This window comes from Alteromonas sp. S015, assembly GCF_036864485.1.
GTDB lineage: Bacteria > Pseudomonadota > Gammaproteobacteria > Enterobacterales > Alteromonadaceae > Alteromonas.
This window is the reverse complement of the sequence record NZ_JAZETO010000004.1, coordinates 111180-128841: the sequence shown is the minus strand read 5'-3', so window position 1 is coordinate 128841 and position 17662 is coordinate 111180. Positions and strand designations below refer to the sequence as shown.

At 44.1% G+C, this 17662-nt stretch carries 12 protein-coding genes; 5 read left to right on the top strand and 7 right to left on the bottom strand.

Annotated features, from left to right (window positions below; genetic code table 11):
* Positions 1–109: 109 nt before the first annotated feature.
* A complete protein-coding gene (locus V7R42_RS09255) occupies positions 110–838 on the bottom strand; it encodes a 16S rRNA (uracil(1498)-N(3))-methyltransferase (RefSeq protein ID WP_334019896.1) in 729 nt (242 codons plus the stop codon).
* A 781-nt stretch (positions 839–1619) separates the two neighbouring features.
* Here V7R42_RS09255 and V7R42_RS09250 point away from each other — a divergent pair.
* The gene (locus V7R42_RS09250; RefSeq protein ID WP_334019895.1) at positions 1620–2462 is read left to right on the top strand and encodes a mechanosensitive ion channel family protein; all 843 of its coding nucleotides are present in this window, start codon (positions 1620–1622) and stop codon (positions 2460–2462) included.
* A 97-nt stretch (positions 2463–2559) separates the two neighbouring features.
* Here V7R42_RS09250 and V7R42_RS09245 read toward each other — a convergent pair whose 3' ends face one another.
* On the bottom strand, positions 2560–3357 hold the full coding sequence (locus tag V7R42_RS09245) for a M48 family metallopeptidase (protein WP_334019894.1): 798 nt from the start codon (positions 3355–3357) through the stop codon (positions 2560–2562).
* A 405-nt stretch (positions 3358–3762) separates the two neighbouring features.
* On the opposite strand from V7R42_RS09245, the gene V7R42_RS09240 reads away from it, so the two are divergent.
* The gene (locus V7R42_RS09240) at positions 3763–5565 is read left to right on the top strand and encodes a choice-of-anchor I family protein (protein WP_334019893.1); all 1803 of its coding nucleotides are present in this window, start codon (positions 3763–3765) and stop codon (positions 5563–5565) included.
* A gap of 304 nt (positions 5566–5869) precedes the next feature.
* Here V7R42_RS09240 and V7R42_RS09235 read toward each other — a convergent pair whose 3' ends face one another.
* The 4 genes from V7R42_RS09235 to V7R42_RS09220 form a co-directional block, all read right to left on the bottom strand.
* Positions 5870–8896, bottom strand: a complete 3027-nt coding sequence (locus V7R42_RS09235; RefSeq protein WP_334019892.1) for a TonB-dependent receptor — start codon at positions 8894–8896, stop codon at positions 5870–5872.
* A 92-nt stretch (positions 8897–8988) separates the two neighbouring features.
* Positions 8989–9159 carry a hypothetical protein gene (locus V7R42_RS09230; protein WP_334019890.1) on the bottom strand — a complete coding sequence of 57 codons (171 nt, stop codon included), beginning with the start codon at positions 9157–9159 and terminating at the stop codon, positions 8989–8991.
* Between the two features lie 355 nt (positions 9160–9514).
* Positions 9515–10828, bottom strand: a complete 1314-nt coding sequence (locus tag V7R42_RS09225; RefSeq protein ID WP_334019889.1) for an MFS transporter — start codon at positions 10826–10828, stop codon at positions 9515–9517.
* 51 nt (positions 10829–10879) lie between these two features.
* Complete coding sequence (locus V7R42_RS09220; protein ID WP_334019888.1) at positions 10880–11758, bottom strand: NAD(P)-dependent oxidoreductase; 879 nt, start codon at positions 11756–11758, stop codon at positions 10880–10882.
* A 616-nt stretch (positions 11759–12374) separates the two neighbouring features.
* Here V7R42_RS09220 and V7R42_RS09215 point away from each other — a divergent pair.
* From V7R42_RS09215 to prsR, 3 genes are all read left to right on the top strand, one after another.
* Complete coding sequence (locus V7R42_RS09215; protein WP_334019887.1) at positions 12375–13499, top strand: beta-ketoacyl-ACP synthase III; 1125 nt, start codon at positions 12375–12377, stop codon at positions 13497–13499.
* A 235-nt stretch (positions 13500–13734) separates the two neighbouring features.
* Complete coding sequence (gene prsK / locus V7R42_RS09210; protein WP_334019886.1) at positions 13735–15807, top strand: XrtA/PEP-CTERM system histidine kinase PrsK; 2073 nt, start codon at positions 13735–13737, stop codon at positions 15805–15807.
* A 79-nt stretch (positions 15808–15886) separates the two neighbouring features.
* Positions 15887–17248: a PEP-CTERM-box response regulator transcription factor gene (gene prsR / locus V7R42_RS09205; protein WP_334019885.1), complete on the top strand. Its 1362-nt coding sequence runs from the start codon at positions 15887–15889 to the stop codon at positions 17246–17248.
* A gap of 86 nt (positions 17249–17334) precedes the next feature.
* Here the strand turns inward: prsR and V7R42_RS09200 are convergent, their stop codons facing one another.
* On the bottom strand, positions 17335–17652 hold the full coding sequence (locus V7R42_RS09200) for a GFA family protein (RefSeq protein ID WP_334019884.1): 318 nt from the start codon (positions 17650–17652) through the stop codon (positions 17335–17337).
* Between the last annotated feature and the right edge of the window lie 10 nt (positions 17653–17662).

Here is a 17662-nt window from a genome sequence, read left to right as displayed (position 1 = left end):
ACAAATGGCCCTGCTGGTTGCTAAACTATATGGGGACTCACCTAATTTCTTCAAGTTATTGAGCCAGCAACATGCGGATTGGTATTAAAAGCTCGATTAAAATATGTGCTTACAAATCGCCGTGCTGAGCCTGAAGAATACTTAAGCTAGTAATCGCCGCTGTTTCGGTGCGCAAAATACGCGGCCCCAAACTTACTGACTGATACCCGTTTTCATTTGCTTGATGGATTTCTGTTTCAGATAACCCACCTTCAGGGCCAATAAGCAAACGAAAGCCCTGAGCGTTGTAGGGTTGCCTTGCTAAACTTTGCTCAGCACCTGGCGCGAGTACGAGCCTTGTCGTGTTGGTTGATGCAGATAACCATTGATTAAGACTTATCGGAGCATTGAGTACGGGAATGATGTTGCGGCCACTTTGTTCACAAGCGCCGATAATAATCTTCTGCCACTGCTGAATTTTCTTTTCCCAGCGTGACTCGTCAAGCTTCACCGTACAGCGCTCGGTGATGACAGGCGTAATGTCTGTGACGCCAAGCTCTACGCTTTTTTGCAGTACGGTGTCCATTCTGTCGCCTTTAGAAACGCCTTGACCTAAATGCAAACGAAGCGGTGATTCTTTCGCGAGTGATAAACACGCGTCGGCTTCGACCGTTACTTTTTTTCTTTGAACGCTGATAACCTGTGCACTGTATTCATTACCGTCACCATTGAACAGCACGATTGGCCGGTTGGGTTTTATGCGCAGTACGGTAGCGATGTGATGACCGGCATCTTCAGTTAATTCAAATTCATGTTCTAATGGAATAGGGTTGGGATAATAAACTCTTGGTATACGCATAAGGAATCAGGTGTTTGGTTTTAATGCGTATAATACTGGTGTGTACACACAGGTTGCAACGCTGTCGACGGCATCATGTAAATATTTGAATAAAAACTTACACAAACGACAGCATGCGGTCTATTTCAAAAATACCTGATTGGTACATTAACTCTACGCCGCATAAGGCGAAGATTTATTCGAAGTTGATTTCAACACGCTGGAAGAAGACTTCGATTGTGATGCTGAGCGGTGGTCCGCTCTTGCATACTTAGTGTGTTTTCCTTTATCAGTTCGCAGTGAATATAGAAATAAACACAAAACCACCGAAAACAGGGTTATGAGAAGCAACATGCGTTAATCCTTTACGTGACATAGTTTGCTAAAGCTCCTTCGTGAAGTTGAATATCACTCACCGTGATGGCGCAGTGATAGTTAATATCCACGAGACTTTAGTCTAAAACTTTGTGGCTTAAAAAACATTAAAAAAAATGTCTTATAACTCGGTAACTTCCAAAAAATTGGAAAAGAACTCAAAGCGCATTCAAGCTTCGGGATTAAATGATGCGTGTGTAGGGTGACAACCGTGTGACAAGTGAAGAAAAAAATGTTCGGTTTTTGTCTTAATGTAAAATAATGATATTTTCGCAACTTTTGTATAATGCTAATGCGTTTAAACGCCTATGTAGCTTAGACTTTAGAGCAAATTTACCAGGTTTGAGGCCACACAGTATTGGTATCAATTTAAATTACTGCTACCGTGCTTATGCAAATTACTACTAACCATGACAAGGACCATATTATGGAAGAAAAACTCTCGCTTTTTTCTGCAAGCGATGTCGAAAGGTACATAAACGATTATGCCATCCCGTGGGGCATTAACATTCTGATGGCAATCGCGATTTATGTGATTGGTAGGATCGTAGTTGGATTCATTTTATCTGTGTTTAGACGTCTTATGTCCAAGTCTAAATACGACAACATGCTAGTAGACTTCCTTGAAGCTATTCTCAGCGCCATTCTGATGTTATTTGTCATTGTCGCTTCGCTTGATCAGCTAGGCGTAGATACAACGTCTCTGGTTGCTATATTAGGTGCGGCTGGTTTAGCTATCGGTCTATCTTTGCAAGACTCACTAAAGAACTTCGCTGCTGGCGTAATGCTACTTGTTTTCAAGCCATTTAAAGCGGGTGATTTTGTTGAAGCCGCGGGAACTGCAGGTTCTATTGTTAAAATTGGTATTTTCACCACAACAATGAATACACCAGACAATAAAGAGATTATCGTTCCTAATGGCAATATCTACGGTGGCAATATTACTAACTATTCAGCAAGAGATACGCGTCGTGTAGACATGGTTGTTGGTATTGGTTACGACGCAGACCTTCTAAAAGCGAAGAAAATTCTTGAGGAAATGGTTGCAGCAGACGATAGAATTCTCGCTGAGCCTGCGCCGAAAATAGCAGTATCTGAACTGGCTGACAGCAGCGTAAACTTCGTGGTACGTCCATGGGTAAACTCCGCCGATTTTTGGGGGGTTAAATTCGACTTCACTGAAAATGTTAAACTGCGTTTCGATGAAGAGGGTATTTCAATTCCATTCCCTCAAATGGATGTTCACCTGCACAAAGCAGACAGCGAATAATTCCTTTAGTGTTAATTGAAAAAACGCTGCATTTCGCAGCGTTTTTTTGTCCTAAAATTAAGTGCGACGCAATACCCCCATCTCTTTTTAGTGACTTTTAACGACAGTTTGGGCGATACGCGGTAGCTTGGTAATTTGCATATGCGTTAGGCATGTTCGCTTGCAAATTATTTATTCTGGTTTGAGGTGCTGGGTGAGTCGACAAAAGCTCCATTGGGCGGTTGCCACCGCTTGCTGCTTCCATGTTTTGCCACAAGTTTATAGATTGTCTTGGGTCAAACCCAGACTTCGCCATTAACTGAAGACCAATGACATCGGCTTCTGATTCATGAGTTCGGCTAAACGGAAGCTGAACACCCACTTGAACACCTAATCCGATTGCGGCCATGATTGGGCCTGACTGGGGAACTTCATTCGCGGCTAATACTTGACCAACTGCCTGACTGCCCATGTTTATCAATGTAGACTGAGACATCCTCTCATTCCCGTGCTCTGCAATAACGTGACCCACTTCATGACCGATAACAGCAGCGAGTTGATGCTGGTTTTCTGCTACGTTGAGCAGGCCTGTATATACACCAATTTTTCCGCCGGGTAGTGCGAATGCGTTTACTTGTTCATCATCAAATACAACGACTTCCCATTGGCCATTAAATACGGTAGCAGGTACTTGAGCAGTAATAGCATTGGCGACGCATTCAACGTAGGAGTTTTGAACTGCCTTATTTGAAATCTTTAACTCTTCTTTCATGCCTGTGAATGCCTGATCACCCATTTGCGCTAGCTGAGTATCAGAATAAAGCAACACTTGATTTCTACCCGTCGGTGAGGTTGCACAGGCGGTTAACGTGAGCACTGCCGTAATAACTGCCGAGGCTGTGAATTTCAATTTCATGGTTAATCCTTTTGATTGCTGGAGACCGCTTGCCGTATTTCGTCCACGAAAAACGATACGTCGTCCAGTTTAGTCACCTATTTTGAAACATTGGTATTAGTTAGCTTTGGTAAATAATACCAGACCACGCGCAAAAACGTCGACAAAGCGATTTTGGGCTTTTCACCGAACTTAGTAAGCTTTAAATAATACATGAAACATACGCTTGCATCTGGCTGAAGACAGCGTAACGGCTTACCTTTGTTAAGAAAAATTATTCGCTTTTGCCTTGTTAATATTTGTGTCATAAACTGGTTCTAGTTTATACATAGAAGTTAAACAAATTTTTCTGGTGTGCTAGGAAAAGAAATCTCAGGTTTCTCGGGCCTCGCAACGTACGACAAAAACAAATAAAAAGGAAAACGAATGGCAGCGCGTAATAAGTTCAGATACGGATTAATTGCATTTTTAGTTTCAGCAGCGCTCACTGGATGTGGCCTTGATGGTGACGATGGTGCTCAAGGTGAGACTGGAGCGCAAGGACCTCAGGGCGAGCAAGGTGAGCCCGGCACGGATGGCAGCGACGGCACCGATGCTTCTATTGGCATAGCGATGGATATCGTTGGCCGTGCTTTCTTGGGCAATCAAACCGCGGCTGAAATCGTGCAATATCACGCAGGTACCAGTACCATTTACGCAACAAATGGCGAGACAAACACAATTGCAGTTATTGATGCTTCTGGCGTTAGTACGGCTACCATGCAAAATCCAATTAGTACGATTTCGTTAGCGCTTAACACTATCGCACTGCCAGCCGATATTAATGGCGTGGCTTTAGGTAGCCTAACCAGTATTGCTATAAGCGGTGACCTTATGGCTGTAGCAGTACCTGCAAACACAAAGACCGACAACGGCTATGTGTTGTTCTACAACGGGCTAGACAGTTCTGCTCCTGCCTTTTTGGATTCTGTCGAAGTAGGCGCACTCCCCGATATGGTTACCTTTACCCCGGATGGTGGCAAAGTGTTGGTAGCGAATGAAGGCGAGCCTTCTGACGACTACACCATTGACCCAGAAGGTTCGGTTACCGTTATTAATATTCTTGCAAGCGGAGAGCCTGAAGAAACCGGGACCACGGTAGGCTTTACAGCGTTTAATGGTACGGAAGCGGATTTGATGGCGCAGGGAATGATGTTTCCGAACCCGGCAGGGCGCACTATTAAAGGCACCGCTATCACCTCGACGATAGCGAAGGATTTGGAGCCTGAATACATCACCGCTACTAACGACGTTGCATACGTTAGTCTTCAAGAAAACAATGGCCTTGCGGTTATCGACTTGGAAGAACTAACGGTAGAGGTCGTTGGTCTCGGAACGAAGTCTTGGGCTGGGCTTAATATTGATATCCAAGAAAATGACGCGGTGAGTTTTGGCCAGTATACGGGGATTTATGGCGTATACCAGCCTGATACCATTGCCAACTTCACGTGGAAAAATGCGACATTCATTGTAACGGCGAATGAAGGCGATGCCCGCGAGTATTTTTTTAGCGCTGCTGATGAAGCTGCTTGTACTGCTGCAGGTGGTGTTGATTTTGACGAAGACGATGGCTGTTTAGCTTATACTGACGAAGTTAAAGTAGAAGATCTTACCGCAGCGGCTAATTCTGAATTAGCCATGCTACAAGCAACAGGTGAAGCTGACGATTTACGTGTAACTTCGGCTATGGGTGATGCTGACGGGGATGGTGAATACGACGCAGCGTACGCTTTCGGTGCACGTTCATTTACCATTTGGGATCAAAATGGCTTGGCTGTGTATGATTCAGGTGACGATTTCGAGCGTATTACTGCTTCGGTTCACGGCGCACAGTTCAATAACGGTGACGATGAAAATGCCAGCGATTCCCGCTCCGAAAATAAAGGCCCTGAGCCAGAGGCACTAACCGTGGGTCAAGTAGGCGATCGCACTTACGCGTTTATTGGCACTGAGCGCATGGGCGGTATTTTTGTTTACGACGTGACTAATCCTTATGACGTTCAATTTTCAGAGTATGTGATCAACCGTAACCTTACTGAAGGGTTAACAAGCGATGATATTATTGGTGATCTTGCTCCAGAAAGCCTGGTTTTTGTAAGTGCTGAAGACAGCCCAAGCGGTGTTCCTTTGCTTGTAGTAGGTAATGAAGTCAGCGGTACAGTGACAGTGTGGCAAATTAATCAGCTATAAGCGCCCACTTCGATTACGTTAAACCCCGCTTTAAAGCGGGGTTTTTATTGTTTGTAGAACACCGAAAAATACCATCAGCTTATCACCTTGGGCTTTATTTATTCCTTTAGTCTTTCAGGTCAGCGCATCTCTAATAAAATCAAATATGCTATATGAAAGTACTTCTCAGGCCCTTTGCTCAATGAATCTCGATGCTTGTGCGTCACGACAAGCAAAAAAGCCCGAGTTCAGTATGAATGAGCTAAGGCTTTCTTACTTTGATATTACCTTAGGGGTAAGGCATCATTTGTCTCTTTTACATCGGTTAGTACTTAACAGTTACCCCTGCAAATAAGCGAGGGCCATAGTCATTAACTTCGCCAAGGTTACCTTGAACATAGTAGTCTTGAGACTTAGGTGCACTGAATAGATTAATGGCTTCAACCTTAACGCGTACGTGGTCGTTCACTTTGTACGATGCACGGGCTTCCCAAACACCTACCTCATCGACGTAACGCAAGCGTGTGCCATTGCTTGTATAAGGCTGGAAATACTCGCTTCTGTACTTGTAGATAAGCGCTGTATCTAGGTCGCCAATCTGGTAATAAACCTGACCGCTAAACACATGCTCAGAGAAGCCTGGTACAGCGCCTGGAGGAATGATACCTTTGGTTAACTGCGTTGTATTACCATTAAGGTCGGTAATAAAGGTATCACCGTAATTACTGTCCTCAAACTCATAATCTGTGTCAGCATAGTTATAGCCGAACTTAACGCCAATACCGCTATCCCAACGATAAGCTATTGAGGTTTCGATACCAATGATACTGCTGCTTTCGTCTGTCGTTACAGAGTTAGTAATAGGCAAGTCATAATCATCACCTTCAATCTCAAAGGTTTCTAGCACTGTTTGCTGCTGGAAGCCACCGTTAAACTGCTTGTAGTAAACGCCAAATGCAAAAATTGAGTCTTCATTTGGATACCATTCAATAGCAACGTCATAGTTCCATGACATAAGCGGCTTTGTACTTGGATTACCCGAACCATTTACGCCTACAATTAAATCTGAAACAGTCGTAGGAGCAACTTCATCATCCGTTTGGAAGGTGCGGCTGTAGCCCAAGTCTGATGGATCCGCGCGAGACATACCGCGATAGATACCAGCACGTAATAAAATGTCATCGCTATAATCCATTACAAAGTTAGCGCTCGGAAGCACCTCTGTGTAGCTACCGCCACCTTCGATTCGTTCAACGATTGAGTCATCTTCCACAAGCGTCAGCGTACCAAGCTCTCCTTCAATAATTTCAAAAGCACTTCTGAAGCCAATTGACGTAACTTCCGTGTTTACGACACGAACACCAAAGTTACCGCGAATAAACTTACCCCACATTTCGGTATCAAAGTTTGCCATCAAATAGCCCGCGTATGTGCGTTCAGTTACATCTATTGTCCCCGAGTTTTCATATTCTAATTCAGGATAAGCAAAGTCATCGCCGTTAGATGCCGCTACGGCACGGGCGAAGCAGTTGTTGTTATACGTTGCCCACGAAGAACCAGTGCCGCTATCTAGAATATTGCCGTCTTCATCAACATGAGTGATGATGTCACCGTCTGACACAGAGGATAAGAAGTCACTTTCTGGGAAGTCAATTTGACAACCTTGCATAAGTGCAATTGCTTGGGCGATTTCTTCTTCGTCAGATGAGCCTTCAGTAGGAGAGAATGTCCATTGAGTTCTAGAGCCATTGCCTTGAGACCCGCCTAGCTGAACGAATGTCATTTCAGATGCACGTAAGCCACCTTCTATGCTTACGAAAATGTCATGGTCAAGAATATAACTGAAATCTACTTTAGCCGACTTAACCTCGTTTTCGCGCGTATTTTCTCTATCAGCACGTGTACGTAAGCTATCGTAGAAGTTTGTGATGTCAGTCACGTCAAAATTCTGTACCGTGAAATGAGGAATGTCATCACCCATATCCCACGAAAAGAACTGTCGGTCTTCGGTGCGGGCACGGTTCGAAATTTGAAGTTCTTCACGCTCTGTTTTCGAATAGGCAAGGTCGAAACTTAACGTTAATGCATCAGTAGCAAAGTGCTCTACGTTAATACCAACCCCGTGATAAGTCTCGTCACGCGAGAACTGTTCACCAGAGCTTTCAATACGATCCTGACCTTCCCAGTGTAAAATGCCGCCCACGTCATTGGTTATTAACGTAGGGCCGGTCAAGCCAGGTATCGCACGCTTTTGCAGGAAGATTAAGTCGTGCCTTGCTTCTTGTTGCAAGCGATTCGAGTACTGGAAGTCAGTGTTAATATCCCAGGCGTCATTAGGCTGAAACTGCAGTGCTAAGAAGAATGCATCTCGCTCATCAGATGTTTCGTTTTGACGATAGCTACGAGAGCTACCTGTCCACGCATAAGGTGAACCTGCACTGATTGCCTCTCCAGTTTCTGGGTCGATTTCTGTGTTATAGCCTTGGTTAGAGCTACCGCTAACCTGGTCTTCACAGTCGCCAGCGCTGCTGCGGAAAAAGCCTTCATTAGTGTTAGTAGGATCGTTCAAACATGCCCATAGTGAGGAGCCCGTTGGGCTAGAGCTTCTGTACTCGGCTTCAGGTTGAGTTATGTCCTGACGCTGGGCACCGATAGAGATACCTAATGCAGAGCCGTTATTAAACTCAAACTGGTCAACATAGCTTATCGTTCCACGATAACCCAAGTCATTGTGAAGAGAATTGTCTACATTGCCTTCGTCGGGGTTATAGTTGCCTTTAATTTCACCCTGGATACGCTGTTTACCGTAATCGAGAGGGGCAACAGTTTCTAGCGCTATAACACCAGCCACACCACCTTCAATCATAGAGGCGTCTTGGGTTTTATAGATAGCAATTTTCTTAACCAGTTCACTTGGGAACTGTGAGAAGTTGACTGAACGATCACCGCTACCATTAGTCGCTTCACGACCGTTAATGTGCGTAGCACTTAAGAACGGACCAAGGCCACGAATAGTAATTTCTGTAGCACCACCATTTTCACGGTGTGACGCTGCACCTGTAATGGATTCCAATGCTTCACCAATAGAAAGCGCTGGTAGATCACCAATGTCTTCGGCCGATAAGCCGTCAACAACTGTCGTCGATTCGCGCTTGATTGAAATTTGGTCCTGTATTGTACGACGTGAGCCAACAACGTCGATAACTTCTACGTCTTCAGCTGTAGCTTGTTCCTGTGTTTCTTGTGCATGTAGTGAGAAAGTCGAGGTGCCTGCTACACCAGCGATAAATACTGCTTTTATCCAGCGCGCTGTTGGGTTTAGGGTAAAGGGCGTACTTTTTTTCAACAACATTACAATTTCTCCGTTGTGTTTTTTTCCATGCACAGCGCCGTACCGCCGCTGTGACTTATGTAGGGTGTAGGGTTTATTACCTGGTCTTACTTTTAGTTATCTGCAGTCCACGTAGAGCCCGCGCCTACATCAGATGACTGAATGTAGTAAAGCTCTTTAGCTCCTGCGACAGCGTGAGCACCATTAAGGTCGTTATCTGAATCTACATCACATCCCGTAATGGCTGCTGCAGTCGAGCAAAGTGCAAATGCTTTTTTCTTCATGATGGCATTGTGTTCCAAGTTAAATGGTAGGGTGGTAAAGTTGCATCTTTATTTTTATGTTACCAATGTGTGTTTTTGTGTTTACCAAATTGGTAATATAGATAATAAAAACACAATTTATTAACATTTGCTAGAAGATTCACTAAATTTCTTAAAAATTAAGACATTTAAATTGAGATCGTTAATAGCAATGAACGGAATTGGTCAGACAGGTTTGGAGTGGAGAACTTTTCTCTGTGACAATCAGATGAATTTTAGATTAGGGGCAGGTTACAGACACCTGTGAGTTACGTTTAAGCTTTGTGTACAAAATGCGCTGCCAGACACCTAATAATTCTGATAGCGCATCAGTTTACTAACGCTTAGGCTTAAGCATTTCTATTTTTGGAATAAGAAGCCAAATGGCTGCAATCGCAATGATAGCTAACGACGCTCCGATGACAAAGGCTGGCGTATAATTACCATCTGCAGTAAGCCATGGAACTAATGATGTTAAGCCCACAGCACCTAGCTTTGCCGCCATACCTGAAAAACCAGATAGCGTACCTACGGCTTTTTTACCAAATAAATCACTCGGAAGCGTTTGTACATTACCTATTGCTGTTTGAAAACCGAATAAGATAACAGCCATGATAAGTACCGCGACGGTGGGCGCGCCAGGGTTTGACATTGCGATAAGGGCAGGAAGCATAATTAAACAGCCTAACGTGATAACTAACTTTCGAGTTTTATCCGTGTTCCAGCCAGCCGCTATCCGGTTTTGCGCCAACAAACCGCCAAACCATGCACCAAGCATCGCACCCACATAAGGAACCCAGCCATATATGCCTATTTCAGTTACGTTCATCCCGTACACTTCGTTAAGATAGATAGGGATCCAAAATACAAATAGCCACCAGATAGGATCGATGGCAGCCGACGCTATGATCACGCCCCAACTTTGTTTTCTAGAGAGCAGCTCACCTGTTGAAGGACTATACTCTTGCGCTTCTTTCTCACCCCTATTTTCATTTTTACCTTCGCCCATAATACGTTGACCCGAAAGAATATAATGTTTCTCTTCTTCGGTAATCCACGCGTGCATAGCTGGCGGCGCTTTTACAATAATTACCCATGGTAGAAGCCACAGTAAACCAAGGACACCCACGATGACAAAAACCGCTTGCCAGCTGAAATGGAGGGTTAAAAAGCCGATAATAGGGAAGGCTATAATACCGCCAATAGCAGCCCCGGAGTTAAAGATGCCCTGTGCGAGCGCACGCTCCTTAGTAGGGAACCACTCTGCATTACCTTTTGTCGCGCCTGGCCAGTTACCTGCTTCGGCAATGCCTAAAATTGCTCTAAAAACACTAAAGCTCAGCATACCTTGAGCAAAAGCATGCGCAATGGTAGCAAGGGACCAAATACCAATAGAGAGAACGAATCCGACACGCGTTCCAATCCAGTCGAAAATTTTACCGAAAATAGCCTGACCAAACGCATAGGAAAACACAAACACGATGGATATGTTAGCGTAAATCTGCTTCCTTTCTAACGCTGACTTATCGGGAAACAAGTCTTCTACAATAGCAGGCCACAGCACGCTTAAGGCTTGTCTATCGATGTAATTTATAATCGTTGCGAGAGCAATAAGTGTAATTACCCACCAACGTAGACCTTGAATTTTCACGGCATCACTTCTCTTTTAGGTAGTGTATAATTTCGTCAGAGCGTTCGCTTACTATTTATTCAATGAAATGAAATAGTCGTAAATTTCAGGTACGTTGCCGTTACCTAAGCCCGCGTCTAAAGCAGCTTGTAAATTAGCTGATGAACCTTCAGCAATTTTTGATTCTGTGCCTAAGTCTTCTACCATTTTCAAGAAATAGCCTAAATCTTTATTAGCGTTTGCGATAGAAAAGCCTAGATCGCTATTATTATCAACTGCATAGTTTTTGCAGAATTGCATAAACGGTGAATTAGACGGACCTGCCGACATGATGTCGAAAAGTTGTTGGCGATCAACGCCGGCGCGCTCTGCTACCGCAAACGCTTGTGACATTGCACAAACCGTGGTCATACCCATGAAGTTATTAATTAGTTTGGTGGTGTGACCTGCGCCAAGCTGACCAAGATAGAAGACATTCTCACCTTGTTCATCAAGAACAGGTTTAACTTTTTCAAATGTTTCTTTGTCGCCAGAGGCCATGATATTAAGTAGACCATCTTTCGCGTGTGCCGGCGTGCGTCCTAGTGGAGCATCTATCATGCCTACACCCTTGGCTGCCAAGTCAGCGCCAATCTTTCTTGTTGAAGAAGGTATAGAGGTACCGAAATCAATAACTACAGCACCTTCTTTAAGTCCGGCCATGATACCGTCTTCCGCGTACATAACTGACTCAACGATGTTTGATGTGGTCAAGCACAACATTACAACCTCTGAGCTTTCAGCCAATTCTCTGCCAGTGGTTGCGACCTTTGCTCCACGTTCAGTGCATTTTGCAACAGCATCCGGATTTAAATCCATAACCATAGTTGGAAAGCCTTTATTCAAAAGGTTTTCGACCATGTTTCCGCCCATTAGACCAAGTCCGATGAAACCAATTGATGGTTTAGACATTATCTTTTCCTCATAAGTAAAATTTCGAAGGTTAGATACAACCTTGTCACTTTTGGTATCACTTAGTCCTCACAAGATTACTGACGAACAAACCGCACATAATAATCTTACAACCAATGTTGTTACCAATTATGTGTTTAAACCCTATTTATATCTTGCCAATTTGTCAACCAATATCGTATTTTAGGTCACCGGTTTGTAAATTAAATGTGTAAGGTTAACGTTGGTAGTCGAAGTTATTATTGCTGAAAAGGTAGTATGGAATGGTTAGATTTATCTGTTTTTTTTAAGGTTTAAGGTAGCGGCAGATGCAAAGAAGTAAAGTGCAAGGCTGTAATTAAATGAGCCGCTTATTTTTAAAGCTCTGGTTTGTTTAGTGTTGTTTTATTGGTCAAGTCAATTTGTTTGGATGCAAATAGGGCGTAAAGACAATTTGGTTTTATGTGGGATGGTTACACCGTTGACGGATTAAGGTAAGCTATACCTCATAAAATGCAGTCGTATTTGTAGATGTAAATACGATAAGGCTCAATTGCACAGGTATAGAAGCGTTTAGGACATCATGTAACGCAATGCTCAATACCACTTGTAGTGCTTTAAATAATAGAGAATGCCTATGTCTCAGCAAGTTGTGATCAGTGGTGTGGGTGTATGGCACCCTAAAGATAGTATAACTAACGAAGAGCTCGTAGATAGCTACAACGCTTACGTAGATGCGTTTAACGAAGAAAATAAAGCGAAAATCGAATCTGGCGACGTAGCGGCTATGCCTTATTCAAGTGCAGAATTCATTGAAAAAGCATCGGGAATTAAAAGTCGCTACATCTATCAAAAAGAGGGGGCGCTAGACATCACTCGAATGAAGCCTAAGATTTCTCCTCGAGCAGATGATGAACTTTCTCACCAAGCTGAAATTGCCGTTGAGGCGGCCAAGTTAGCACTGACATCAGCCAATGTTACTGCCGATGAGATTGATGCTGTGATTGTGTCGTGTGCTTATACTCAGCGCGCCTACCCGGCGATTGCAATTGAAGTACAAGAAGCGCTTAACATTGAAGGTTTTGGTTTCGATATGCTAGTTGCTTGTTCTGCAGCAACGTTCGGCATGCATCGCGCCTATGAAATGCTATGCGCGAAAAATGCAACTCGCGTGTTGGTCATCAATCCTGAGCTGGTTTCGCCGCAAATTAACTACGCTGATCGCGATAGTCACTTTATTTTTGGCGATGTAGCTACGGCGACGGTGCTTGAGCTTGCTGAAACCGCCAAAAGTGAGCACGTGTACGACGTTCTAAGCACCAAGGCACTGACGAAATTTTCAAACAATATTCGTTCAAATTTCGGCTATATGACGCGTGCGGAAGACGTTGACCCGTATGGACCTGATAAGTTGTTCCATCAAGCGGGTCGCAAAGTATTCAAGGAAGTGTGTCCGTTGGCAGCGGCGCACATTGAAGCGCATTTAGCGAGTCACGATATTACGCCAGAAGGCGTCAAGCGTTGGTGGCTTCATCAGGCCAACATCAATATGAACACGTTAATTTGTAAACGCCTGTTAGGTCGTGATGCAGACCGAACAGAAGCGCCAATCGTGTTGGACGAGTTTGCCAACACGGCTTCCGCTGGCTCTGTAATTGCGTTTGGTTTAAACCATGAAGACCTTGTAGCTGGCGACATAGGTGTACTTTGCTCTTTCGGTGCAGGGTATTCTATTGGCTCACTAGTGATCCGTAAACGCTAACGTTTATAATGGCGTGGGCGATGCCTGCGCACAACGCTAATCTGTAAACTATTTATCCCGTACAATGTGCGTTTCAGTGGAATGATAGTATAAATACTCAATGTTGTGGTTAATGTCACCTCGGGTAGTAATGCTGCCGGTTTTTGACATTGCATCGCTAGTTCAGGGATGTTGCATCAAAGCATCGCTTTGTATTGCACCTCCTAAATAGCGATAATAAGGGTGAGATAAAAGGATGATTTCAGATATAGGCTATGGGTTAAATAGTCTGGCGCACTTAGCCCTTTTATTACTGTTGTTAACGGTACGCAAACCCGGTGTAGCCAAGCATTTGCTGGTATTGGCAACTGCAGCCACCTTTTTATGGTCCACAACCTTAATCACTTCGCTGTTTGGACCTATTTCGCTAAGCTGGTTACTTAACGCTGATGTGCTTAAGCAGCTAGCGTGGTTACTCTTTTTGGCCGGCTGTATACAGACCAGCTTTAACAACATCATGGACGTACTAAAACGCCCTGTAACGTTAATTATTATTGCCCCTGCACTGGTAGCATTGCTAGCCCCTTATCTATTGGTAGTAAATCCCGCGTGGAGCTTTCTTGTCCTTATCGTGCTGTCATTAGAAGTTCTTGTACTTCTGGAAGTTGTGTATCGACAAGCGGGGCGTGAGCAATGGGCTTTTAAGCCAATCATTATTTATCTGGGGGCAACCAACCTGTTTGAGTTTGTTACTTATGCAAACGCTACCATGGTCAACCAAGTGGAAATTGGCTACATAGCGGCGCGAGGTTATATTTACTTTTTGTTGATGCCCTTACTCGTCATATCGATTCGACGAATTCATCACTGGGGCATTGATATATTTATCTCGCGGGACGTGGTGTTGCACAGCTCTCTACTCTTAGTTGCGGGCGGTTACCTTTTCGTGATGGCTGTTGTTGGCTATGCCATAAATTATATGGGCGGCAACTGGGGAGCGACGGTTCAAATAATATTGGTTGTGATGTCATTTGCATTGCTTGCCACTGTATTCTTGTCCAACGGATTTCGCACTAAGATAAAAGTATTTATCACTAAACATTTCTTTGCGAATCAGTTCGACTACCGCGTTGAATGGGTAAAGTTAACGCAGTGGCTAACGCGGGCAGGGGATAGCTCATCTGATGTTTACCATGCTGGCCTTACAGGAATGCTGAATGCTATTCAATATGAGTCTGGTCTACTGTTTAAAGTAACGCAGAATGGCTATGAATGTGTGGCTGAGGCATCACCTATCGCAAACACTGTGTCGACTGACAACAATGAAGTGTCAACCGGTTCGAGAGAAAACAACGCTGCCTGTAAAACGCTGGAAACCCTGGCAAGTTACAGCGACAAAAATGGCTGGATAATCGATACGGATGCTTACCTGGTTAAGCCATTCGATTACGAAGGGCTGAAGCTAGATAGAGATGCACTAAAAGCATGGGGTTACCAACTCTTTGTGCCTATTCTAAAGGACGGAACGTTGTGGGGATTTGCTGTTCTTGCAGCAGGGGACAATGAAAAAATCAGTCTTAATTGGGAAGTGAAGGACTATTTGACCGCTGTATCTGAGCAAGTGGGAACGTACATGCATCATCATGAAGCGGCACAAGTGGTTGCGGAAAACGCTCAATTTGCTGCGTTCAATCGAATGTCAGCTTTCGTTTTACACGACTTGAAAAATGTACTTGCTCAAGTTGACCTTATTCTTGCCAATGCTCAACAGCACAAACACAACCCTGAATTTATCGAAGACACCTTCGAAACCTTGGAGCATACTAAAGCAAGAATGGAAAAAATGCTCAAGCAGCTAACTGATAAGAAAGCAGTGGAAGAAGGCGTAAACTCAGAGTTTTTGATTTCGGAGCTCGCTAAGGATGTTGTCAACAACCGCTGTTCGGGCTTAAGTCCACTACCGATAGTTCATGTGCTAAAAGAAACGGCCGTGACCGTTGATAAAGATAAAGTGGCAAACGTGCTTTATCACTTGATCAGCAACGCTCAGCAGGCAACCGCAGATGGCGGAGAAGTCGACGTGGTGATTACTGCGAATTCTGACAACAAAACGCAGCTAGTTTTGATAGAAGATACAGGGTCAGGTATGGATAAAGCGTTTATTGAAGAACGACTATTCAAGCCATTTGATACCACAAAAGGCAATGCTGGTATGGGTATTGGTGCATATGATGCAAAAACATATATCGAGTCTATCGGTGGCAAGCTAACTGTTCAAAGTGAACCTGGACGCGGTAGCTGTTTTACGCTGTATTTTCCGATAGGATAAGGTATATAACTAAAAAGTGGATGAAGCATTATCAAATCCACTCCTTTCGATGGATGAAGTAGAATAATAGGATGATGAAATGACCGATACCATTTTGGTAGTAGATGATGATTTAGGTATCCAAAAGCAGCTTAAATGGAGTCTTACCGATTACAATGTTGTTTTTGCGCACGATCACACCTCTGCCATAGCCCAACTCCGTCGTTTTGAGCCTAAGGTTGTTACTTTAGATCTGGGGCTTCCGCCAGATCCCGCTAACGCGTCGGAAGGTTTGCGTATTCTTCACGACATTATCGCTCTAGCACCAAGAACCAAAGTGATTGTTGTTACAGGCAATAACGATAAACAACACGCATTGAAAGCGATCGATTTTGGGGCATACGATTTTTATCAAAAGCCTATCGATTCAGATACCATAAAATTGTTGGTGCACCGCGCGCTTAATCTGTCTAAGTTAGAGCACGAGAATAGTATTCTTGCTCGCACCCGTTCTGGCATGTCCAGAATAGTGGGGAATAGTGAGGCTATTCAAAAAGTGGTGCGTCGCGCCGAGAAAATCGCCAATACCGATATCAGTACCCTATTACTTGGTGAAAGTGGCACGGGTAAAGAAGTTTTCGCTCGAAGTATTCACGAACACAGTCCTAGGAAAGACAAACCATTTGTTGCCATTAACTGTGCGTCTATACCAGAGAACTTACTAGAAAGTGAACTGTTTGGTTACGAAAAAGGGGCATTCACTGGCGCGAACAAAACCACCGTAGGCAAGATAGAAACGGCACAAGGTGGGACACTGTTTTTAGATGAAATTGGTGATATGCCCATTGGTCTGCAAGCTAAGATGCTTCGCTTCCTACAAGAACGCGTGATTGAGCGTGTTGGTGGGCGCAATGAAATTCCCGTTGATATACGTGTTATCTGTGCAACACACCGCGATTTACAGGCGATGGTGGCGCAAGAAACCTTTAGAGAAGACCTGTATTACCGAGTGGGTGAAATGCCAATCATGATCCCTCCATTACGTGAACGAGACCAAGACATCATTTTACTTGCGCGTACATTCTTAAATATTTATCGCGAAGAATTCAAAGCCAAAGCGAAGAGCTTTTCAGAGACTGCCGTTAACGCCATGCTAGCCCATCAGTGGCCGGGCAACATTCGCGAAATGCAAAACAAGTTGAAGTCAGCCGTTATTATGGCTGAAGGTACGGTAATACAACCTGATGATTTAGGATTGATGCCCGTAGATTCAATTGATGAGCCTGAAACGTTGAACTTACGTGAAGTACGAGAGGTTGCTGAGAGCCGCGCCATTCGCAGGGCCTATCAAAAAGCAGATAAGAATATGTCCAAGACTGCAGAGCTACTGGGTGTGACTCGTCCTACGCTGTATTCGCTCATTGATAAATATCATATGGATGACATCAAAAATAGCGACTAGGTCAGACACGAATACTTAACAGGTGAGCAATGTATTGCTCACCTTCGAACACCAGGGCGCACTCGCTTTTATCATAGCTAACGCTATTAAAATACAAATTGACAGTGAGACTCTGCTAAGGCGTCATGACCGCTGAAGGTTACTTCAACCGATACCTGATTGGAACCCTGCTCAATAAAGATTACGCTTCCACAAACATTACACACGTGGTGGGTCTCATCGTTGGCCTCGTGTAATTGGGCTAGTGCCGAAGGCGCGCAGTCTATCACCAGTTGTTCTTTTTCTATGGTAACGCGCAATTGACTAGTGTCAGAATGGGTTAGCGTTTCGTCATCGGCATCAAGTTCTCCGATATGATCAATTTCATATTGAATTGCTTGGCAGCTGCAGCTTCCTCTATACATATACTTCTTC

Coding starts and splice junctions, on each gene's coding strand:
- V7R42_RS09235 (WP_334019892.1), bottom strand. CDS start 8,896: ATGTTGTTGAAAAAAAGTACGCCCTTTACCCTAAACCCAACAGCGCGC.
- V7R42_RS09255 (WP_334019896.1), bottom strand. CDS start 838: ATGCGTATACCAAGAGTTTATTATCCCAACCCTATTCCATTAGAACAT.
- prsK (WP_334019886.1), top strand. CDS start 13,735: ATGATTTCAGATATAGGCTATGGGTTAAATAGTCTGGCGCACTTAGCC.
- V7R42_RS09230 (WP_334019890.1), bottom strand. CDS start 9,159: ATGAAGAAAAAAGCATTTGCACTTTGCTCGACTGCAGCAGCCATTACG.
- V7R42_RS09250 (WP_334019895.1), top strand. CDS start 1,620: ATGGAAGAAAAACTCTCGCTTTTTTCTGCAAGCGATGTCGAAAGGTAC.
- V7R42_RS09245 (WP_334019894.1), bottom strand. CDS start 3,357: ATGAAATTGAAATTCACAGCCTCGGCAGTTATTACGGCAGTGCTCACG.
- prsR (WP_334019885.1), top strand. CDS start 15,887: ATGACCGATACCATTTTGGTAGTAGATGATGATTTAGGTATCCAAAAG.
- V7R42_RS09215 (WP_334019887.1), top strand. CDS start 12,375: ATGTCTCAGCAAGTTGTGATCAGTGGTGTGGGTGTATGGCACCCTAAA.
- V7R42_RS09220 (WP_334019888.1), bottom strand. CDS start 11,758: ATGTCTAAACCATCAATTGGTTTCATCGGACTTGGTCTAATGGGCGGA.
- V7R42_RS09200 (WP_334019884.1), bottom strand. CDS start 17,652: ATGTATAGAGGAAGCTGCAGCTGCCAAGCAATTCAATATGAAATTGAT.
- V7R42_RS09240 (WP_334019893.1), top strand. CDS start 3,763: ATGGCAGCGCGTAATAAGTTCAGATACGGATTAATTGCATTTTTAGTT.